The organism is Ancylobacter tetraedralis, from assembly GCF_014195655.1.
Classification (GTDB): Bacteria; Pseudomonadota; Alphaproteobacteria; order Rhizobiales; family Xanthobacteraceae; genus Ancylobacter; species Ancylobacter tetraedralis.
Genome location: NZ_JACICD010000005.1, coordinates 152,642 through 173,510 on the forward strand (window position 1 = coordinate 152,642; position 20,869 = coordinate 173,510).

General features: G+C 69.5%; 14 protein-coding genes. 7 read left to right on the top strand and 7 right to left on the bottom strand.

The window, feature by feature from the left end:
- The 3 genes from FHS55_RS14305 to acs all read left to right on the top strand — a co-directional run bounded on the left by FHS55_RS14305 (position 1) and on the right by acs (position 3,206).
- Complete coding sequence (locus FHS55_RS14305) at positions 1-420, top strand: EVE domain-containing protein (protein ID WP_183190448.1); 420 nt, start codon at positions 1-3, stop codon at positions 418-420.
- Entirely contained in the window at positions 417-1,094 is a 678-nt protein-coding gene (locus tag FHS55_RS14310) for a class I SAM-dependent methyltransferase (RefSeq protein WP_425485817.1), read from the top strand. The genes FHS55_RS14305 and FHS55_RS14310 overlap by 4 nt, the downstream gene beginning before the upstream one ends.
- 153 nt (positions 1,095-1,247) lie before the next feature.
- A complete protein-coding gene (gene acs / locus FHS55_RS14315; RefSeq protein ID WP_183190450.1) occupies positions 1,248-3,206 on the top strand; it encodes an acetate--CoA ligase in 1,959 nt (652 codons plus the stop codon).
- Between the two features lie 94 nt (positions 3,207-3,300).
- Here the strand turns inward: acs and FHS55_RS14320 are convergent, their stop codons facing one another.
- Positions 3,301-8,154 carry an NAD-glutamate dehydrogenase gene (locus tag FHS55_RS14320; protein WP_183190451.1) on the bottom strand — a complete coding sequence of 1,618 codons (4,854 nt, stop codon included), beginning with the start codon at positions 8,152-8,154 and terminating at the stop codon, positions 3,301-3,303.
- A gap of 253 nt (positions 8,155-8,407) precedes the next feature.
- Here FHS55_RS14320 and FHS55_RS14325 point away from each other — a divergent pair, with 253 nt between their 5' ends.
- Positions 8,408-9,106 (top strand): OmpW/AlkL family protein, encoded by a 699-nt coding sequence (locus FHS55_RS14325; protein WP_183190666.1) that lies wholly within the window; start codon positions 8,408-8,410, stop codon positions 9,104-9,106.
- A gap of 66 nt (positions 9,107-9,172) precedes the next feature.
- Here the strand turns inward: FHS55_RS14325 and purH are convergent, their stop codons facing one another.
- From purH to FHS55_RS14340, 3 genes are all read right to left on the bottom strand, one after another.
- A complete protein-coding gene (purH, locus tag FHS55_RS14330; RefSeq protein ID WP_183190452.1) occupies positions 9,173-10,762 on the bottom strand; it encodes a bifunctional phosphoribosylaminoimidazolecarboxamide formyltransferase/IMP cyclohydrolase in 1,590 nt (529 codons plus the stop codon).
- 104 nt (positions 10,763-10,866) lie between these two features.
- The gene (locus FHS55_RS14335; RefSeq protein ID WP_183190453.1) at positions 10,867-12,585 is read right to left on the bottom strand and encodes a heparinase II/III family protein; all 1,719 of its coding nucleotides are present in this window, start codon (positions 12,583-12,585) and stop codon (positions 10,867-10,869) included.
- Between the two features lie 118 nt (positions 12,586-12,703).
- Positions 12,704-14,053: an RsmB/NOP family class I SAM-dependent RNA methyltransferase gene (locus tag FHS55_RS14340; RefSeq protein ID WP_183190454.1), complete on the bottom strand. Its 1,350-nt coding sequence runs from the start codon at positions 14,051-14,053 to the stop codon at positions 12,704-12,706.
- A 166-nt stretch (positions 14,054-14,219) separates the two neighbouring features.
- Between FHS55_RS14340 and FHS55_RS14345 the strand changes: the two genes are divergently transcribed.
- Positions 14,220-15,209 carry a glucokinase gene (locus FHS55_RS14345; protein WP_183190455.1) on the top strand — a complete coding sequence of 330 codons (990 nt, stop codon included), beginning with the start codon at positions 14,220-14,222 and terminating at the stop codon, positions 15,207-15,209.
- Here the strand turns inward: FHS55_RS14345 and FHS55_RS14350 are convergent.
- The 3 genes from FHS55_RS14350 to FHS55_RS14360 all read right to left on the bottom strand — a co-directional run bounded on the left by FHS55_RS14350 (position 15,206) and on the right by FHS55_RS14360 (position 18,674).
- A complete protein-coding gene (locus FHS55_RS14350) occupies positions 15,206-15,964 on the bottom strand; it encodes an RluA family pseudouridine synthase (protein WP_183190456.1) in 759 nt (252 codons plus the stop codon). The two genes, FHS55_RS14345 and FHS55_RS14350, sit on opposite strands and share 4 nt — an antisense overlap.
- A gap of 244 nt (positions 15,965-16,208) precedes the next feature.
- Positions 16,209-17,873: a patatin-like phospholipase family protein gene (locus FHS55_RS14355; RefSeq protein ID WP_281379632.1), complete on the bottom strand. Its 1,665-nt coding sequence runs from the start codon at positions 17,871-17,873 to the stop codon at positions 16,209-16,211.
- A 21-nt stretch (positions 17,874-17,894) separates the two neighbouring features.
- Entirely contained in the window at positions 17,895-18,674 is a 780-nt protein-coding gene (locus tag FHS55_RS14360; RefSeq protein ID WP_183190457.1) for a 3-hydroxybutyrate dehydrogenase, read from the bottom strand.
- Positions 18,675-18,857: 183 nt separating this feature from the next.
- Between FHS55_RS14360 and FHS55_RS14365 the strand changes: the two genes are divergently transcribed.
- Both FHS55_RS14365 and ispG read left to right on the top strand, forming a co-directional pair.
- Complete coding sequence (locus FHS55_RS14365; RefSeq protein WP_183190458.1) at positions 18,858-19,436, top strand: Fur family transcriptional regulator; 579 nt, start codon at positions 18,858-18,860, stop codon at positions 19,434-19,436.
- A 130-nt stretch (positions 19,437-19,566) separates the two neighbouring features.
- Positions 19,567-20,865, top strand: coding sequence for a flavodoxin-dependent (E)-4-hydroxy-3-methylbut-2-enyl-diphosphate synthase (gene ispG, locus FHS55_RS14370; RefSeq protein ID WP_183190459.1), 1,299 nt, complete (start codon positions 19,567-19,569; stop codon positions 20,863-20,865).
- Positions 20,866-20,869 lie beyond the last annotated feature (4 nt).

A 20,869-nucleotide genomic window follows, 5' to 3' on the forward strand; every position in this document is an offset into this window, starting at 1 on the left:
ATGGCGCACTGGCTCTACAAGTCCGAACCGTTCAAATGGTCGTGGGACCAGCAGGTCGCGGCCGGGCTCAAGGGCACCCATTGGGACGGCGTACGCAATCACCTCGCCAAGCAGCAGCTGCTCGCGATGAAGATCGGCGACCGGGGGTTCTTCTACCACTCGAACGAGGGCAAGGAGATCGTCGGCATCGTCGAGGTGATCAAGGAGGCGTACCCGGACCCCTCCGACCCAACGGGCAAGTTCGTCATGGTCGACATCAAGGCGGTAGAGCCGCTCGCGCATCCGGTCTCGCTCGCCACCGTCAAGACCGAGCCGCGACTGTCGGAAATGGCGCTGATGAAGTTCTCCCGGCTCTCGGTGCAGCCGGTGACGGACGCGGAATGGGATATCGTGCTGGAACTGTCGAGGCAGGCGCGGTGAGCGCGGGTCCGGTGAGCCATCCCGCCGCCGATCCTGCCGCCTTCGTCCGCGCGGAAACCCGCCTTCTACCGGTGCCACTGGTGCCGGAGATCGTCTTGCACCTCGCCGCCGAATCGCTGCCGATCTGGCAGCGAACCGAGGAGGAACTGGGCGAGATCGGCCTGCCGCCGCCCTTCTGGGCCTTCGCCTGGGCGGGCGGGCAGGCGCTGGCCCGGCATGTGCTCGACCATCCCGCCATCGTGCACGGCAAGCGTGTGCTGGACTTCGCCTCCGGCTCCGGCCTCGTCGCCATCGCGGCCAGCAAGGCGGGGGCGTCATCCGTCGAAGCGGCCGACATCGATGGCTTCGCGCAGGCCGCCATCGCCGCCAACGCGCAAGCAAACGGCGCAGACGTCACCGTGATTGCCGTCGACATCATCGGCATGGTGGGCGGATGGGACGTGGTGCTGGCCGGCGACATCGCCTATGAGCGAGACCTCAGCACGCGCGTGTTCGGCTGGCTGGAGAGCCTGGCGGCGGGCGGGGCGGATGTGTGGATCGGCGACCCCGGACGTTCCTACCTGCCCCATGAGCGGCTGGAGAAACAGGCCGAATACGGCGTGCCGGTGACCCGCGACCTCGAGGATTCCGAGATCAAGCGCACCTTCGTCTGGCGTCCGCGCGCCTCCGCCTGAGGGCCGGCAACGAGCCGTCAAGCGACGCTAGGTGCGAATACATACCGACCAAAGTTAGCCGCGACCGCGCTTGTCGGCCCCCGAGCGGGTCCGCATAATCGTTCCAGAAGCAAGAGTGGCGCGGCTTGCGCCAACCCAAGGGGAAGAAACGCCATGTCCGAGAAAATCTACGATGTCCCGGCGGAGTGGGCCCAGCACGCCTATCTGGACGCTCACGGCTACAAGGCGAAGTACGAGGCCTCGGTGAGCGACCCCGAAGCCTTCTGGGGCGAGGAAGGCAAGCGGATCGACTGGTTCGAGCCTTATACGAAGGTGAAGAACACCTCCTTCGACCCCGGCCATGTCTCGATCAAATGGTTCGAGGACGGCGTGACCAACGTCGCCTGGAACTGCATCGACCGTCATCTCGACACGCGCGGCGACCAGGTGGCGATCATCTGGGAGGGCGACAGTCCTTCCGAGCAGCGCCTCATCACCTATCGCGAGTTGCACGACGAGGTCTGCCGCTTCGCCAATGTGCTGCGCAACCGCAATGTCGAGAAGGGCGACCGCGTCACCATCTACCTGCCCATGATCCCCGAGGCCGCCTTCGCCATGCTGGCCTGCGCCCGCCTCGGCGCGGTGCATTCGGTGGTGTTCGGCGGCTTCTCGCCGGACAGCCTGGCGAGCCGCATCCGCGATTGCGATTCCAAGACCATCATCACCGCCGACGAGGGGCTGCGTGGCGGGCGCAAGGTGCCGCTCAAGGCCAATGTCGACGCCGCCATCGCCAAGCTGGCCGATGGCGCGGTCGATCATGTCGTCGTCGTCCGCCGCACCGGCGGCACGGTCGACATGACCCCCGGCCGCGACGTCTGGTATCACGAGGCGGCCGATCTGGTAACCAGCGAATGCCCGGCGGCGCATGTGAACGCGGAAGACCCGCTGTTCATCCTCTACACCTCCGGCTCCACCGGCCAGCCCAAGGGCGTGCTGCACACCACCGGTGGCTATCTCGTCTACGCCTCCATGACGCACCAATACGTGTTCGACTACCACGAGGGCGACGTCTACTGGTGCACGGCCGATGTCGGCTGGGTCACCGGCCACAGCTACATCCTCTATGGGCCGCTGGCCAACGGCGCGACGACGCTGATGTTCGAGGGCGTGCCGAACTACCCCAGCAATTCCCGCTTCTGGGAAGTGATCGACAAGTACAAGGTCACGATCTTCTACACCGCGCCCACCGCGATCCGCGCGCTGATGCAGTCGGGCGATGCGCCGGTGAAGAAGACCTCCCGCGCGTCGCTCCGCCTGCTCGGCTCGGTCGGCGAGCCTATCAATCCGGAAGCGTGGGAATGGTATTACCGCGTGGTCGGCGACGAGCGCTGCCCGATCGTCGACACCTGGTGGCAGACCGAGACCGGCGGCATCCTCATCACCCCGCTGCCCGGCGCCACCCGGCTCAAGCCCGGTTCGGCCACGCAGCCCTTCTTCGGCGTCATCCCGCAGGTGGTGGATGCGGAAGGGCGGGTGCTGGAAGGCGCCTGCGAGGGCAATCTGGTGATCGCCGATTCCTGGCCCGGCCAGATGCGCACGGTCTATGGCGACCATGAGCGCTTCGAGCTCACCTATTTCTCCACCTACCCCGGCAAGTACTTCACCGGCGACGGCTGCCGGCGCGATGCCGACGGCTATTACTGGATCACCGGCCGCGTCGACGACGTGATCAACGTCTCCGGCCACCGCATGGGCACGGCCGAGGTCGAGAGCGCCCTCGTCGCTCATCCCAAGGTGTCGGAAGCCGCCGTGGTGGGCTATCCCCACGACATCAAGGGACAGGGCATCTATGCCTATGTGACGCTGATGTCGGGCGTGGAGCCGACCGAGGAACTGCGCAAGGAACTGGTCGCCTGGGTACGCCGGGAGATCGGCCCGATCGCCTCGCCGGACCTCATCCAGTTCGCTCCCAGCCTACCCAAGACGCGCTCGGGCAAGATCATGCGCCGCATCCTGCGCAAGATCGCCGAGGACGAGTTCGGCAATCTCGGCGACACCTCGACGCTGGCGGATCCGGGCGTGGTCGAGGACCTCATCTCGCACCGGCAGAACAAGAAGCACGAGGCCGCGTGAGGCGGGGGCAGCCGCCGCGCGCCAATGAGAAGGGCGACCCTCGGGTCGCCCTTTTTTGTTGAGCTGCCGTTTTGTCGCCGGGCCGGCGCGCGCCTCAGCCGCGCACCAGATCCCCGATCAGGCTGGCCGCCACCGACAGCTTGGAGACCGAGAGCCCCGAGCCGGCGATCTCGTGCACGCCGTTGCGGGCCCGCTCCACCGCCTCGCCGCGCGCCTGCGCCCAGGCGGCGACACCCGGGGCGCCGCTGCCATGCTCGGTGATCACCTCGGCGGTGAGGCGGCGCACCGCCACCTCGAAGGCCGCCAGCGCGCGCTCCAGCGCCAGCCGGTCGTAATAATCGGTCACGACAAGTCCCTGCGCCGCGCCCAGCACGCGGTCGAGCCGGAAATGCAGCCCCACCGCGAAGAAGGTCGCCGCCACGTCGCCCAGCGGCGCATTGGTGCGATCGGCAATCAGCACGATGTCGGTGGCGCTTTCCACCGCCGGCAGGCGGGCAATGCGGCGGGCGAGCGGCTCGGGCACGCCGGCCTCGGTCCAGCGGGCGATGCGTGCATCGTGCAGCGCACGCGTCTCCTCGGGGATCAGCTCGCGCACCACCCCCTTCAGCGCCGCCTCGACCGGCGCGATGCCAAAAGCATAGTGCGCCACCAGTTCATCCAGGCTCTGGCGCAGGTCGACATTGCGCAGGAACCACACGGTGCGATCCTGCAGCATGTCCTGCACCACGGCGTAAAGGTCGAGCTGCACCGCGCCGGGCACAAGCCCGTCCAGCGCGTCGATCTCGCTATTCAGCGCGTTCAGCTCGAAACTGTCGCGCGTCGCCGCGAAGGCCTTGGCGATGGAGCCGATGCCGGCACCCGTCTCGTCGGCCAGCCGCGCCGCGAAGGCCGGCCCGCCATGGTTGATCATCGCATTGGACAGCCGCGTGGCGATGATGTCGCGGCGCAGCCGATGCCCCTCGATTCCATCGCTGAAGCGCGCGCTCAGTTCCGGCGGGAAATAGGCGGTGAGCTCGCGGGCGAGATAGGGATCGTCCGGCACATCGGTGTCGAGCAGGTCGGCATGGGCGGTGAGCTTGGCATAGGCCAGGAGCACCGCGAGTTCCGGCCGGGTCAGCCCGTCGCCGCGCCCGCGCCGCTCCTGCAATTCACCGTCGCCGGGCAGGAACTCCACCGCACGGTCGAGCAGGCGGCGCGCCTCCAGCTGCTGCATCAGGCGCTGGTGGAAGCCGAGGTCGCCCACCCCGCGCCGCTGCGCCAGCGAAAGCGCCAGCGTCTGCAGGTAATTGTTGCGCAGCACCAGCTGGCCGACCTCGTCGGTCAGCGAGGCGAGGAACGCCTTGCGGGCCTCCGGTTCCAGCCGCCCCTCGCGCACCGCCGACACCAGCGCGATCTTGATGTTCACCTCCACGTCGGAGGTGTTCACGCCGGCCGAATTGTCGATGGCGTCGGTGTTGAGCCGCACCCCGTGCCGCGCCGCCTCGATCCGCCCGCGCTGGGTCACGCCGAGATTGGCGCCCTCGCCGATCACCCGGGCGCGCAGTTCGGCCCCGGTGATGCGGATCGCGTCATTGGCGCGGTCGCCGACCTGTACATCGCTCTCGGCCGCGGCGCGGACATAGGTGCCGATGCCGCCGAACCACAAGAGGTCGACCGGCGCGCGCAGGATCGCGGCCATCACCTCGGCCGGCGAGGCCGAGCTCTTGTCGAGCCCGAGCGCCTCGCGGATGGCCGGGCTCAGCGCAATGCTCTTGGCCGCGCGCGAGAACACGCCGCCACCCGCGGAGATCAGCGAGGCGTCGTAATCCTGCCAGGAGGAGCGCGGCAGCGCGAACAGGCGCTGGCGCTCCTTCAGCGAGGCCACCGGGTCCGGGCTCGGGTCGAGGAAGATGTCGCGATGGTCGAAGGCGGCGACCAGCTTGATGGTGCTCTCCAGCAGCATGCCGTTGCCGAACACATCGCCCGACATGTCGCCGACGCCGGCCACGGTGAACGGGCGCACTCTTATGTCGACGTCCATCTCGCGGAAATGCCGGCGCACCGCCTCCCAGGCGCCGCGCGCGGTGATGCCCATCGCCTTGTGGTCGTAGCCGACCGAGCCGCCGGAGGCGAAGGCATCGCCCAGCCAGAAATCGCGCGCCTGTGAGATCGCGTTGGCGGTGTCGGAGAAGGTCGCGGTGCCCTTGTCGGCTGCGACCACGAGATAGGGGTCATCCTCGTCATGGCGCACCGTCTCGCCGGGATGGACGATCTCGCTGCCGTCGATATTGTCGGTGAGGTCCAGCAGCGAGGAGACGAACAGCTTGTAGGCTTCCGTCCCCTCGGCCTGGATCGCCTCGCGCGGGCCCGTGGGCAATTGCTTGGGCACGAAGCCGCCCTTGGCGCCCACCGGCACGATGACCGCGTTCTTCACCTGCTGCGCCTTGACGAGGCCAAGCACCTCGGTACGGAAATCCATCGGCCGGTCGGACCAGCGCAGCCCGCCGCGCGCCACGCGGCCGAAGCGCAGATGGATGCCCTCCACACGCGGCGAATGCACGAAGATCTCGAACAGCGGCTGCGGCAGCGGCATGCCCTCGACCTGGTGGCTGAGGAACTTGATGGCGATGGCCGGCTTGGGACCGCCATCGGCGCCCAGCTGGTGGAAATTGGTGCGCACCGCCGCCTCGATGAGATTGGCGAAGCGGCGCAGGATGCGGTCCTCGTCCAGGCTCTGCACGCTCGCCAGCGCCGCCTCGATCTCCTCGCGGATCGCCGCCTCGCGCACGGCCCGGCCCTCATCTGGGCCGGCGTCGAAGCGGGCATGGAACAGCGCGACCAGCCGGTCGACAATGGCGGGATGCGCGTTCAGCGTCGCCCAGAGGTAATCCTGGCTGAAGGGCACGCCGATCTGCCGGAGATAGCGCGCGAGCGTGCGCAGCAGCGCGATGTCGCGCCAGCCGAGCCGCGCGTTAAGCGCCAGCGCGTTGAAGCCGTCGCTCTCCGCCGCGCCGCGCATCACCGCCATCAGCGTGGCGTGCAGCCGCCCTTCCAGCACTTCGAGCGCGATCTCCCCGCCGCCGCGACGGCCGAGCAGCATGTCGTGGACATAGATCGGCGCCACGTCGTCGGGGCTGAGGGTGAAGGTGCGCTCGTCCACGACGACGAAGCCCATCGCCTCCAGCATCGGCACGCGCTCGGAAAGCAGGCGCGGCACCTCGTAGCTCAGCACCTTGAGGGCGATGCGCTCGCGCCCGGGCGCCCCTGGCGGGCGATGGAAGTCGACCGCCACCGGATTGCCCGCGCTCAGTCGCTCGATCAGCCTGAGGTCCGCCAGCGCCTGGTCCGGCGTGTAGCTGCCCTGGTAGCCGACGGGAAAGGCCGTGCCGTAGCGGCGGGCCAGCGCGTTCGCCTGCGCCGGCGGGAACACCAGCGCCAGCGCGGCCGCGAAGCCATCGCCCCAGGTGCGGATGATGGCGCCGACGCCATCCTCCAGCTCGGCGCGCCCGACCTCGGGCACCACCGTGCCGGACAGTTCCACGATGAAGTGCACGCGCGTCAGCGGCCCTTCCATGAACAGCGGGCGGAAGGCGGCGACCTGCCCGCCGAAGCTGCGCTCCAGCAGCGCGCCGATGCGCTCGCGCACCTCCGAGCCGTAGCGGTCGCGCGGCACGAAGACCAGCACCGAGACGAAGCGGTCGAAACGATCGCGCCAGGCCAGCACGCGCACGCGCGGATGCTCGTCCAGCTGGAGGATGGCCAGCGCGAAGGCATAGAGCGTCGGCGGATCGATCTGGAACAGGTCGTCGCGCGGGAAGTTTTCCAGCACCTTGACCAGCGCGCGGCCGGAATGGCTCTCGGGCACGAAGCCGGCACGCGCCAGCACGCCATCCACCTTGCGACGCACCAGCGGAATGGCGCGGACCGATTCGGCATAGGCGGTGTTGGTGAACAGCCCGGCAATGCACAGGCCGCCGACGATACGCCCCTCCCCGTCATAGCGCTTGACCACGACCACATCGATCCAGGCCCGCCGGTGCACCAGCGACAGCGTGCGCGACTTGATCACCACGAGCGGCGAGGCCTCGGCCAGCACATTGCTCAGGTCCGCGCTCACCGCGCGCGGGTCGCTGTCGCGGCGGAACATGCGGAACTCCTCGTCCGCCAGCACGCCGCGCGCATCCTTCATGCGGCGATCGAAGGCCAGCGGGCCGCCCGCCACCTCGCGGGCGTCATAGTGACGGCAGCCGAGAAAGGTGAAATTGCCCTCGACCAGCCATTGCAGGAAGGCCACCGCCTCGTCCGTCTCCTCGCGCACGCCGGCCGGGGCATGGGCGAGATCGGCCAGCGCCGCGCGCACCTGATCGATCATCGGGCGCCAATCGAGGACGGCGGCACGCACCTGCGCCAGCACCAGCGCGATCTCACCCGCCAGCGCCGCGCGCGTCGGCGCATCCTCGATGCGCGGGATATGGATATGGATGAGGCTCTCGCGCCGCGCCCGCCCGCCGGCGGGCGCGCCCGCCGGGGCCAGCCCTTCCAGCGCGCCGGTCGCGTCCCGCTCGACCCCGAGGATGGGGTGCACGACGAAGGAGGCGCTGAGGCCGCGGGCATTGAGCGCCGCCATCACCGAATCCAGCAGAAAGGGCATGTCGTCATTGACGATCTCGACAACCGTCACCTTCGCCAACCGCTGGCCATCGGCGGCGGCCGTCGGCGCCTCGACGCGGATGTCGGCCTTGCCGCCGGGCGCGCGCCGGCGAAGATGGTCGTGAGCTGCCAGCGCCAGCGCCGCGAGTTCGTGCGAGGTATAAAGTCGCACATCCTCGGCGACCGCCCGCCCGAACAGCCGGCTGGCGAATTGCGTCGGAACGTCGCCATCGGTGGCCTGCAGGATGAGATCGGCCTGCTCGACCAACTGGCGCGCCGCGCGCTCGTCCTCTGTGGAGAGGAAGCCTTCCACGCCCATGATGTCTGTCTCCCGGACCCTGATCCTGCCGATTTCGCAAGCAGCGAGCCTAATTCTGCATCTTATATCGTGCAGCACGATGACGGCACAGCATGATGTTGCAATGCGGTCACACGACGGCGCAGCAAGCGACCGGTTTGACTTGTATCAAGCACCGACTCAGGCGCCGGACGCACGGTCAGCCTCATGAACCGGACGATGATCCGGGCTTGGGCTAACTGGGGTTTTACCGATGTCTACACGTCGTCCGGCACTGAACATGTTCACCGCCCTCGCGGCACTTCTCGCGCTGACGGTGTCCCCTCTCGCGCTCGTCGCAGCGGCCGCACCGGCGGCGGCGGCGGACATCGCCACGCCGGTCTACAAGGCGCCGGTGGCGCCGGTCGTCGAGGAGTTCAACCCCTGGCAGTTGCGCGTGCGCGTGCTCGGCGTCATTCCCGATGGTGGCGGCTCGGTCAACGGCGTGCCCGGTTCGGACCTCGACTATTCCAGCTCGGTGGTTCCCGAGCTCGACATCACCTACTTCTTCTCCAAGAACTGGGCGGCCGAACTCATCCTCGGCGTGACGAAGCACAATATTGACGGCGCCGGCACGATCTCCAGCCTCGGCAAGATCGGCGAAACGTGGCTGCTGCCGCCGACCCTGACCCTGCAGTACCACTTCACCGATTTCGGCAAGTTCCAGCCCTATGTCGGCGCGGGAGTGAACTACACGTTCTTCTTCAACCAGAAGGCCGATTCCGCGGACTCGCTCGACGTGAAGGACACCTGGGGCTGGGCGCTGCAGGCCGGCTTCGACTACATGATCGACGAACACTGGGGCTTCAACGTCGACGTGAAGAAGCTGTTCCTGGAGCCGGATTTCGACGTCACGGTTTCCGGCACGCCGCTCACCGGCAAGGCGGACCTCAATCCCTGGATTGTCGGCGTGGGCGTTACCTACCGCTTCTGAGGGGCGCAAGAACGGTGGGGGGAGAGGGCCGGCGCAAGCCGGCCCTTTTTCATTGGGTCGCCCCGCTCAGTGGCGGAAGTGGCGCACGCCGGTGAACACCATGGCGATGCCGGCCTCGTCCGCCGCGGCGATCACGTCCTGATCGCGAATGGAGCCGCCCGGCTGGATCACCGCGGTCGCCCCCGCCGCGATGGCGGTGAGAAGGCCATCGGCAAAGGGGAAGAACGCATCGGACGCCACCACCGATCCGCGCGTCAGCGTCTCGTCGAGCCCGGCGGCGGTCGCCGCTTCCTGCGCCTTGAGCGCGGCGATGCGCGCGGAATCGACGCGGCTCATCTGGCCCGCGCCGATGCCGACCGTCGCCAGGTCCTTCGCATAGACGATGGCATTCGACTTCACATGCTTGGCGACGCGGAAGGCGAAGGCGAGGTCCGCCAGTTCCTTGGGGCTCGGCGCGCGCTTGGTGACGACCGTCAGGGCCATGTCGTCCACGACAGCATTGTCGCGCGACTGCACGAGCAGGCCGCCCGCCAGCGATTTCACCAGCGTTCCGGCCGCGCGCGGATCGGGCAGCGCGCCCGTCACCAGCAGGCGCAGGTTCTTCTTGGCGCCGACGATGGCCGCGGCTTCTTCCGTCGCATCGGGGGCGACGATCACCTCGGTGAAGATCTCGACAATGGCGCGCGCCGCCTCGGCATCGAGCGTGCGGTTCAGCGCCACGATGCCGCCGAAGGCGGAGGTGGGGTCGCAGGCCAGCGCCCTGGCATAAGCCTCCACCAGCGTGGCGCCCTGCGCGACGCCGCACGGGTTGGCGTGCTTGACGATGACCACCGCCGGGCCGTGGGCGGGATCGAACTCCGCCACCGCCTCATAGGCGGCATCGGTGTCGTTGAGGTTGTTGTAGGAAAGCGCCTTGCCCTGCAGCTGCCGCGCGGTGGCGACGCCGGGACGGGCCGCGCCGCCGCGATAGAACGCCGCGCTCTGGTGCGGGTTCTCGCCATAGCGCAGCGCTTCCGCCAGCGTGCCGTCGAAGATGCGGGTGCGCGGCGTGGTATCCTGCTCCACTTCGGCAAACCAGCGGGTGATAGCTGCGTCATAGGTGGCGGTGCGGGCATAGGCCAGCTGCGCCAGCTTGCGGCGGGTCGCCAGCGTGGTGCCGCCCTGCGCGCCGAGCTCGGCAAGCACGGTCTCATAGCCCGAAGGGTCGACCACGACCGCGACATCGGCATGGTTCTTGGCGGCGGCGCGGATCATGGCCGGCCCACCAATGTCGATATTCTCGACGCATTCGTCATAGCCGGCGCCACGCGCCACCGTCGCCTCGAACGGATAGAGGTTCACGACCACGAGGTCGATCGGGCCGATGCCGTGCGCCGTCATCGCGGCCTGGTGCTCGGCATTGTCGCGAATGGCGAGGATGCCGCCATGCACCGCGGGGTGCAGCGTCTTGACCCGGCCGTCCATCATCTCCGGGAAACCGGTGAGGTCGGATACGTCGAGCACCTTCAGCCCGGCATCGGCAAGCGCCCTGCGGGTGCCGCCGGTCGAAACCAGCTCCACGCCACGCGCGGCGAGCGTCTGGGCGAAGGCCACCAGCCCGGTCTTGTCGGAGACCGAGAGGAGAGCGCGGGCGATCGGGCGGACATCGGTGGACATGGCAGATCATTGCTCTTGCGGGATGAACAAGGCGCCGCCCTATCACGTCTGCGCCGCGAGGTGAACCTTTGCCGGCCGCAGCCCTGCCGCGCGCCGGGCTCGCCTCACGCCCGCGCGGCGCGCATCCGCATGAAGGCCCAGGGTACCCGCGCCGCGATATGGGCGCGCCCGGTGATCACCAGTTGCCCGGTCGAGCGCGGTCCGCTGCTGGAGGCGAAGATGATGCTCTCCTCGATGCTGACCAGATGGTCCGGCGCGGTGAAGGCCCACTGGTCGCCGTCCGGCAGCCGCAGGATCACCGTATGCCCGTCGGCCGCCCGCGCGGGCTGCACGGCGGGATGGAGGTGGAAGCGAATGGCATAGCGGTCGCGATGCTCGGGCGAGATGGTCTCGCCCTGGGCGATACGGAACAGGTCCTCGCCATCGAGCCGCAGGCCATCCGGCGACAGGCGCCAGGAGCGCTGGTGAACGAGATCGAAGCGCCGGACATAGCCGTCATGGCTGGCGCGCAGCACATCCGCGCCGCCGCGCTCGCCCCGGTCGACATGCAGCTCCGCCGGCCCCTCGATGACAGGCGAGCCGCACAGCCGGCCGAGCAGGCCGCCGGCAATGAAGCGGCAGGACGAGGCATCCTCGATCACGGCGGTCGAGTGGGCGGCGGTCTGGCGGGCCACCGCGCGCCACTTTTCCCGCCCGGTGGCGGGCATGCCGCAATTGACCACGACGCGGCTGCGCCCCGACGACAGCTCGAAGGAAAGGCACCCCGCATGAGCCTCATGGCTGAAGGCGATGGGCGGGGGCGCGCCGGTATCGGCGATCACCACCGTGCCGCCGGCCTCCATGCGCTGATAGCCGGAATAGGGCGCGTTCGACACCGGCCGGCCGCGCGCATCGTCATAGGCCGTCACGGTGGCGAGCCAGTCGGCAGGTGTCGGCCCCATGCCGTTGAAATGGGCGAAGACACCGTCGCCATGCCGGAAGAAGCGCAGCATCGGCATCATGCGGTCGATCGCGTTGAGCAGCGCCGGCGGCGGCGGCAGGTGGCGCGCGCCATAGCTCTGGCGCAGCGGCAGCAGGTCGAGCAGCAGTTCGATCAACAGGCCGGGATTGCGTCCGACATGGCCGCCATCGGCCAGCACCTGCCGGTCCAGTTCGTCCGACAGCCGCTTCTGGGCAAAGCGGATGAGCCGCGCCTGATCGGCCATGCACAGGCTGGCGAAGGCCAGCGCCAGCGCGCAATCGAGCCGCGGGCGCCCGTCGCGCACATGCGGCACCACCCGCTTGAGGTAGCGCACCTGCGAGGTGAGGCTGCGGATGAAACGACGGTGGAAGGCGGGATCGGCGTCCTGGAGGATCAGCGGCGCCTGCGTCAGCCAGTTGATGACGCGCCGCGCGGCGATTTCCGGCGTGAGAGCGACGGGCGCGCGGTGGCCGCGCAGGGTGATCCAGTCACCCACCAGCGCCCGCGCATTGGCCCGTGCGATCGAGGTTCCCGCCGCCTGCATGTGGCGCAGCCAGCCGAACGCCATCAGTTCCTCGGCCCATTCCCGCGAGGGCGGATCGACCTCGAAGGGGGAGGCGCCATCGGTCAGCACCGCCTTGCCGGCAAAGGCGAAGCGGCCGGAATAGAACTCGGTCGCCCGCGTCGGATCCCCCGTGCGCAGGTCATGGGGGGCGAAGATCAGCCGCGAGGGCACCGCGACGGAGCGCGAACGCCAGGGGTACCAGCGGTGGGCGATCAGCCGGGTGCGCAGGCGCCGCCAGGCGGAATCGAGCACGAACCGCGTTAGCCGGCCACGGTCCGCATAGACATTGCGGGCCATCAGCGCCTCGTTCCTCGTCGATTCCGGTCGAACTTCTCAGGCACCGAGCGCTCCTCCCGAACGGCCAGCTTAACCAAGCCGAAACCAAGGTCCAACCGCAGCGGTCCGGAAGCCGCTTTCAACCGCGGCGCAGCCGGGCGGCGAAGAAGCCGTCCAGCCCGGCGAAGCGCGGGTCCTCATCGGGCAGGTGCACGGGCAGCGTGCGCACCTCGCCCTGCGGATTGATCCACTCGGCGGCGATGCCGCATTCGCCCGGCAGGACGGGATCGCGGGTGAAATCGGGCCGCGCGGCCAGGAAGGCCTCGACCTGCCGCTCGCCCTCCTCCGGCTCCAGCGAGCAGGTGGAGAACACCAGCAGCCCGCCCGGCCGGACAAGGTCGCCGGCATGGGCGAGGATGCGCGCCTGCAGCGCACCGAGGCTGGCAATGTCGGCCGGCGCCTTGGTCCAGGCGACGTCGGGATGGCGGCGGATCGTGCCGGTCGCCGAGCAGGGCGCGTCGATCAGCACGGCGTCGAACGGCCCGCCCTTCCACGAGGCGGCATCGGCTTCCACGATCTCCGCCGTAAGATGGAGACGGTCGAGATTCTGCTGCAGCCGGCGCAGGCGCGGGCCCGAGCGGTCCAGCGCCACCACTTGCGCGCCGGTCGCCGCGAGCTGTGCGGTCTTGCCGCCCGGCGCCGCGCACAGATCCGCCACGCGCTGGCCGGGTCCGGCACCCAAGAGCCGCGCCGGCAGCGCCGCCGCCGCGTCCTGCACCCACCATTCGCCATCGGCGAATCCGGGCAGCGCGGGCACGTTGCCCGCCTCGGCCAGCCGCACCGTGCCGGTGGGCAGCACCCTCCCGCCCAGTCGCTCGGCCCAGCCGGCGGCATCGCTCTTGACCGTGAGGTCGAGCGCCGCCTCGCTGGCGAGCGCCCGGGAAATGGCCTGCGCCATCGGCGCGCCATAGGCGTTCGCCCAGCCATCGATCAACCATGGCGGCTGGTCGGCCACATCGGGGAGCGCCGCCCGGCCCTCCCGGGCGATCCGCCGCAGCACGGCATTGACCAGCCCCTTGAAGCCGGCGGTGGACTGATCCTCGCCGGCGAGTTCCACGCTGGTCGCCACCGCGGCGTGGTCGGGCACATCCATGAACAGGATCTGCGCGGCGCCGATCAGCAGCAGCGTCTCCACCCGGCGCGCCTTCTCCGGCAGGGCGCGCTCCAGCGTGGAGCGCACCAGCGCGCGCAGGCTGCCGAGACGGCGCAGCACGGTGGCGGCGATCATGCGGGCGAGCGCCCGGTCGCGATCGTCGAGGCCGCGCGCCGCCCGCTCGATCACCTCCTCGAGCGGGCGTGCCTTCTCCATCACCGCGTCGATCGCCTCGGCGGCGGCGCGGCGCACGGCAAGGCCCGGCGCCTCGGGGGGCCGGGCGCCGGCGGGAGCGTTCGCGCGGGAACGGCGCGGTGCAGGTGATTTCGTGTTCATCGTCGATGGCACTAGGCCGGCACGCGCGCGAAGGCAACATCGCGATGGCCGCAAGACGCCCGGAAGGGGAAGGATGACGCCACGTCGCACCGCCTCCCTTGTGAAAGCGGGCAAGATCGTCTCCTATCCTTCCTCACCCCGAGGCCGTCTCCGCAGCGCTGGTTTCATGTCCCATCTGATCCTGATCGCCGATATCGGCGGAACCTCCTCGCGCCTTGCCCTGGTGGGCGTCGATGGCGTGCCGAGCGACATCCAGATCCATCGCAATGATTCGTTCGCTGGTTTCGAATCAATGATCGAGGCCGACCTCGCCGCCCGCGACCCGGCCGCCGCCCATGCGGTGCGCGGCGCGGTGCTGGCCATTGCCGGCCCGGTGGACATCGAGGAGGTGAGGCTCACCAATCGCGACTGGGCCTTCACCCGCCCGGAATTGAGCGCGCGCTTCGGCTGGGACCGGCTTGCCGTGCTCAACGATTTCGAGGCCTTGGCCCATGGCGTGCCGGCGCTTGGCGCGGACGATGTGGTGACGATCAATCCCGGCCATGCCGCACCGGACGCCCCCTGCCTCGCCTGCGGGCCCGGCACCGGCTTCGGCACGGCCGCGCTGGTGCGCGTGCCGGGCCATGCGACGGTGGTCAAGGGCGAGGGCGGTCATGTGCGGCTCGGCGCCGTCAATGTGCAGGAGGCGCGCCTGCTCGCCCATCTGTCGCGCGCCTTCGGCGGCACGGTGAGCGTCGAGAACGTGCTGTCCGGCTCCGGGCTTGCCCGCGTGCATCAAGTGTTTTCCGGCGATCGGCTGGAATCCCATGCCGTCATCGCCGCCGCTGAGGCGGGCGATGAGGAGGCGCTGGAAAGCTGCCACATCTTCCTGCGGGTATTCGGCCGCATCGCGGGCGACCTCGCTTTGCTGTTCGACGCGCGCGGCGGCGTGTTCCTGGCCGGCGGCGTCTCGGCGGGCCTCGTTCCGCTCTTCGCGGGCTCCCCTTTCATGGAGGCCTTCCTGGAGCACCCGCCTTTCGATGAGCGCCTCGCCGCGACGCCGGTATCGGTGATCACTCATCCGACGCCGGGCCTTTTCGGCGCCGGTCAGGTCGGGGCCGGCCTAGCGCGCGACGGGCTGGCGCGCGACGGGCTGGCGCGCAACGGGCTGGCCTAGCCCAGCTTCGAGAAGGCGACAGTATCGGCCGCTGCCTCCAGCGTGGCGGGGTCGAGGCCGGCGCGCTCCAGCGTCGCCCGCATGTGGCCGGGCAACGAGGCGCGCACGTCGATCGGCGGACGGCCCTGCCGCTGCGGGACCACCACGCGGCGCGCATGAAGATGCAGGATCGGCCCGCCCGGCAGGCGCGAAGCCCCGCCATAGATGCTGTCGCCGAGGATCGGGTGGCCGATCGCGTCGAGATGCACGCGCAGCTGGTGGGTGCGGCCGGTGAGCGGAGAGAGCGCCAGCATGGCGAAGCCCTCGCCGGCGGCAAGGGTCTCCCATTCGGTGATCGCCTCCTGGCCGCGCGGATCGACCGCCATCCACCAGCCGCGCGTGGGGGAGCGCTTGGCGAGCTTCAGCTCGATGCGCCCGCGCGCCTCGCCGGGCACGCCGCGCACCACCGCCATGTAGGTCTTGCCCACCGTGCCATCGGCGAAGGCCTTGCCCAGCTCGGCCAGCGCCTTGCGGTGACGGCCGAGCACGAGGCAGCCGGACGTGTCCTTGTCGAGGCGATGCGCGAGTTCGGGGGCGGCCGGCAGGCCGAAGCGCAACGCGTCGAGATGATCGGCCAGCGTCTCCCCGCCCTTGGGGCCCTTGTGCACCGCCAGCCCCGGCGGCTTGTCGATGACCAGCATCATGCCATCGCGATGCAGCACGCGGGCGGCGATGTCGAAAGGGGCGGCCGCGAGGGAGGTGTCGGGGAAGCTCATGGCGCCGTCACACCACAAAAGCGCCGAGGCGTCGAGAGCCTGATGTCCCGCGCATCATCCGGTCGGAGGATGCACGGCCTCGGGGACCGGCAGCATTTTCACGGGGATCCGGTGCCGCCGCCCCGCGACAGGCCCTGGAGCCCGCATCGATCTGATTGCGCGGCACTTCAATCGACGCGGGCTCGATCACGGGTTTGGGGGCGGATTGACCGATCCGCCGGGTTCAATCGGATCGCATCCGGCCCTAGCCGCGGCGAAGCTCCTCGCGGACGTCGAGCGTGGAGCGCACGCCGATATCGTCGAAATGGGCTTCCAGGAAGGCCTCGGCCGCCTCCCGGCCGATGGCCTTGAGGTAGACGAGGAATTCCCACTCGGCATTCATCTTGGTCGAGGCGTCGAGATTCACCAGCTTTTCCGCCCCGTCGATGCGGTGCAGGCGCAGGTCGCGATAGCCATCCACGCCGCCGCCCTTCTTCTTCAGCTTGCCGCTGTCCAGCAGGCGGGTGACGAACTCGGCCGCGCGCAGCTGCGCCAGCAGCGAGGCGTTGAAGGTGATCTCGTTCATCCGGTTGTTGATGTCGCGCGCCGTCTTCGGCGTCTCGCGGCGGATGATCGGGTTGATCTGCACCAGCAGGATGTCGTCGGTCTTCACCGCGTTATAGAACGGATAAAGCGCCGGATTGCCCATGTAGCCGCCGTCCCAATAGGGCACGCCGTCGATTTCCACCGCCTGGAACATGAAGGGCAGACAGGCCGAGGCCATGATCGCCTGCGCGGTCAATTCGTGCTTGGCGAAGACCCGTGCCTTGCCGGTATGCACATTCGTGGCGGACACGAACACGTGGACATGATTGCAGGACTGCAGTTCCTTGAAGTCGACATGTTCCTCGATCAGCTCCATCAGCGGATTGATGTTGAGCGGGTTGAGATCGTAGGGCGACAGGAACCGGCTCATCATGTCGAAGGCGATGTAGGTGGGATTGCCGTTGAGCGACCAGTTGCCCATCAGCCGGTCGAGCAGCGTGCGCTGCAGCGGGCTGGTGCGCCCATCCTTGGAAACCGCGCGCCAATAGCGGTCGAGCGCCTCGCGCCCGCCCTGGTTGCCGCCACGCGCGAGGCCGGTCGCCAGCACCGCCGCGTTCATCGCGCCGGCGCTGGTGCCGGAAATCCCCTCGACGACGATGCGCCCATCTTCCAGCAGCCGGTCGAGCACGCCCCAGGTGAAGGCGCCATGCGCGCCCCCGCCTTGCAGCCCCAGATTGATCGGCTTGAGCTGCGGTCCCTTGGCGCCGGACGCCGCCTTGGCCTCGGCCGCGGGGCCGGGCGTGTGCCGGACCTCGCCCTTGCCGGTCGGGGTCGCCAGCGCCGCGGCGACGGTTTCGACCGGCGGGCTCGCCGCCTTCGCGGCCCTGCGGGCGGCGGGCTTGCCGGTAGCGGGCTTGCGGGCAGCTGGCTTGCTCTCGGCCGGCGCGCTTGTCGCAGGCGCTGTCTTGGTCCGCGCATTCTTGGCGGGCGCCGTAGCGAGGGGCGCGGGCTCTTCCGTCGCGGTGGCCACGGCGGCGGCCGGCTCCACGCCCTCCCCGGAGGACGCGGGGTCGGCAACCACCGTTTTCGCGGTGGGCCGACGCCCCCGCCGAGGCGCGGGTGTCGCCACGGGCTCGGGAGACGCGGCGACCGGCGCGTCGGCCGCCGGCTCACGCGGCACGGCCTCCCCGGAACCCGCCTCCAGCGCACCGGCCTCGACCGGCGCCGTCACCTCCGGTGTGACCGGCGCCAGCGCGGGCGGCTCGGCGGCCAGCTCGCGGGTGGCGGCGGTCTGCGTCGCCGGGCTGGCGACGCTGTCGGCGGGAGAGTCGGCGGCGGCTTTGGCGCGGCCGCGCCGTACCGGCTTCTTCGGGGTTTCGGCCATGCGGCGTCTCCGTTCCCAGGCTTATTCGGCGACCCAGCCGCCGTCGATCTGCTGCAGCGAGCCGGTGATCGACCGGGCACTGTCACCGGCGAGGAACACGGCCAGCGCCGCCACCTGATCGACCGTCACGAATTCCTTGGTCGGCTGCTCGGCCAGCAGGAAGTCCTTCACCTGCTCCTCGGTGATGCCGCGCGCCTTGGCGGTATCGGGGATCTGCTTCTCCACCAGCGGGGTCCAGACATAGCCGGGGCAGATGGCATTGACGGTGATGCCGAAGGTGGCGGTCTCCAGCGCCACGGTCTTGGTCAGGCCGGCAATGCCGTGCTTGGCCGAGACATAGGCCGACTTGAACGGCGAGGCGACCAGCGCATGCGCCGAGGCGGTGTTGATGATGCGGCCCCATTTGCGCGCCTTCATGCCCGGCACCGCCGCCTTGATGGCGTGGAAGGCGGCGGACAGGTTGAGCGCGATGATGAGGTCCCACTTGTCGTCCGGGAAGTCCTCGACCGGCGAAACGTGCTGCACGCCGGCATTGTTCACCAGGATATCGACGGAGCCGAGCGTGTCCTCGGCGAACTTCACCAGGCCCGCGCATTCCGAGCCCTTGGTGAGGTCGGCGGCGGAATAGATCGCCTTGACGCCGAATTCGCTCTCGATGCCGGCACGTTCCTTCTCGATCGCCGCCGCATCGCCGAAGCCGTTCAGCGTGACATTCACGCCTTCCGCAGCGAGCGCGCGGGCGATGGCGAGGCCGATCCCGCTGGTGGAGCCGGTGACGACGGCGTTCTTACCCTTAAGCATCGAAGGCGCTCCTGCACATGTGTCGAGGCCGGCCGAGCCCCCCGGGCCTCGCGCCATGCCATTGGAATTCCCACATCAACTAGGCTAGCACGGTCGCATGGCGTGCAAAGCTTTTATCGCGGTGCATCACATGGATGCGCCCGCGTGGTTTTCGCATCCCTAGCCGCAGGTTAAGATGACGGTATGACACCTTCCCGCGACCCCCCTCGTCCGCACCCCTCGGGGCATGACGGCCACCACGACCACGACCATGGCGCCTGCGTCGCCGTCGCGCTGGCGCGGGCGGAGGCGAGCTGCGGCGAGCGCGGCGCGCGCCTTACCCCGCTGCGGCGCCGCGTGCTGGAGGGCCTTGCCGACAGCCATGTGCCGCTTGGCGCCTATGAACTGGTCGAACGGCTCGGCAGCACGGGCGACAAGCCGCCGCCCATGTCGGTCTACCGCGCGCTCGACTTCCTGGTCGCGGAAGGGCTCGCCCATCGCATCGAGAGCCGCAACGCCTATATCGCCTGTGGAAGCACCCACGGCGCCGATGACGTGATCGTGTTCCTCATCTGCGAGAGTTGCGGGCTGACCTCCGAGGTCGCGTCGCACGCCATCGGGCGCGACCTGGCCTGGGCTGCGCGCGCCGCCGGCTTCGCGCCGCGCGCCTCGGTGATCGAGATTCCCGGCACCTGCGCGCGCTGCCGAGCCACGGCGGCGGCGGGGATCGAGCCCCCCGCCGGGCAACAGGCATCGGAACCCGCCCCGGAATCGGCCCGTTGACGCGGCCGGGCACCCGGCTTAACCCGATGAAGCTGCGGGGCGCGGCGCCGATGGCGCGGGAGCGCAGGACCGATCGCCGCGCTGCAGCCAGATGCTCGCCCGCAAGATGCTCGCCGCCGAGAGATCCCGCATGGATGCCCTGACCGCCGCCCCCATCGTCGCCCCCGGACTGGAAGCCGCCGGCCCCGCGCCGCGCCGGCAGACCATCGCCGTGCGCGTGGGCAACGTCACCGTCGGCGGCGGTGCGCCGGTGGTCGTGCAGTCCATGACCAATACCGACACGGCGGATGCGGAGGGCACCGCCCGGCAGATCGCCCAGCTCGCCCGTGCGGGTTCGGAGATCGTGCGCATCACGGTGGACCGCGAGGAAGCCGCCGCGGCGGTGCCCGCGATCAAGGAGCGCCTGCTCCGACAAGGGCTCGACACCCCCATCGTCGGCGACTTCCACTATAATGGCCATCTGCTGCTGTCGAAGTTCCCGAACTGCGCGGCCGCGCTCGACAAATACCGCATCAACCCCGGCAATGTCGGCTTCGGCCAGAAGCGCGACCGGCACTTCGCCACCATCGTCGAACTGGCGATCAAGCACGACAAGCCGGTGCGCATCGGCGCCAACTGGGGCTCGCTCGACGACGACCTGCTCACCGCGCTGATGGACGCCAACGCGAAGCTTCCGCAGCCGGCGAATGCCCGCGCCGTGACGCGCGAGGCGCTGGTGCGCTCGGCGCTGCTGTCCGCCGCGCTGGCCGAGGAGATCGGCCTGCCCAGGACCAAGATCATCCTCTCCGCCAAGGTCTCGGCGGTGCAGGACCTGATCACCGTCTATGCCGAGCTGGCGCGGCGTGCCGACTATGCGCTGCATCTGGGCCTCACCGAGGCCGGGATGGGCACCAAGGGCGTGGTGGCCTCCGCCGCCTCCATGGGCGTGCTGTTGCAGCAGGGCATAGGCGACACCATTCGCGTCTCGCTCACCCCGGAGCCCGGCGGCGACCGCACCCGCGAGGTGACGGTGGCGCAGGAAATGCTGCAGACCATGGGCCTGCGCACCTTCGTGCCGCTGGTGGCCGCCTGCCCCGGCTGCGGGCGCACCACTTCCACCACGTTCCAGGAACTCGCCTTCGAGGTGCAGGACTTCATCCGCACCTCCATGCCGGAGTGGAAGAAGCGCTATCCCGGCGTGGAGACGCTCAACGTCGCGGTCATGGGCTGCATCGTCAACGGGCCGGGTGAGTCGAAGCACGCCGATATCGGTATCTCGCTGCCCGGCACCGGCGAATTCCCCACCGCCCCGGTCTATCTCGACGGCAAGAAGGCGATGACCCTGCGCGGCCCGAGTCTGCGCGAGGACTTCAAGAAGATCGTCGAGGACTATGTGGCGAAGCGTTTTGGCGTGGGCCGGCCGGCGGCCGGAGCCGATGCGGCGGAATAGGCAG

Bases quoted from the DNA above. Each gene is read 5' to 3' on its own strand.
- FHS55_RS14305 (WP_183190448.1), top strand. From the start codon at position 1: ATGGCGCACTGGCTCTACAAGTCCGAACCGTTCAAATGGTCGTGGGAC.
- acs (WP_183190450.1), top strand. From the start codon at position 1,248: ATGTCCGAGAAAATCTACGATGTCCCGGCGGAGTGGGCCCAGCACGCC.
- FHS55_RS14320 (WP_183190451.1), bottom strand. From the start codon at position 8,154: ATGGGCGTGGAAGGCTTCCTCTCCACAGAGGACGAGCGCGCGGCGCGC.
- purH (WP_183190452.1), bottom strand. From the start codon at position 10,762: ATGTCCACCGATGTCCGCCCGATCGCCCGCGCTCTCCTCTCGGTCTCC.
- FHS55_RS14335 (WP_183190453.1), bottom strand. From the start codon at position 12,585: ATGGCCCGCAATGTCTATGCGGACCGTGGCCGGCTAACGCGGTTCGTG.
- FHS55_RS14340 (WP_183190454.1), bottom strand. From the start codon at position 14,053: ATGAACACGAAATCACCTGCACCGCGCCGTTCCCGCGCGAACGCTCCC.
- FHS55_RS14345 (WP_183190455.1), top strand. From the start codon at position 14,220: ATGTCCCATCTGATCCTGATCGCCGATATCGGCGGAACCTCCTCGCGC.
- FHS55_RS14350 (WP_183190456.1), bottom strand. From the start codon at position 15,964: ATGAGCTTCCCCGACACCTCCCTCGCGGCCGCCCCTTTCGACATCGCC.
- FHS55_RS14355 (WP_281379632.1), bottom strand. From the start codon at position 17,873: ATGGCCGAAACCCCGAAGAAGCCGGTACGGCGCGGCCGCGCCAAAGCC.
- FHS55_RS14360 (WP_183190457.1), bottom strand. From the start codon at position 18,674: ATGCTTAAGGGTAAGAACGCCGTCGTCACCGGCTCCACCAGCGGGATC.
- FHS55_RS14365 (WP_183190458.1), top strand. From the start codon at position 18,858: ATGACACCTTCCCGCGACCCCCCTCGTCCGCACCCCTCGGGGCATGAC.
- ispG (WP_183190459.1), top strand. From the start codon at position 19,567: ATGGATGCCCTGACCGCCGCCCCCATCGTCGCCCCCGGACTGGAAGCC.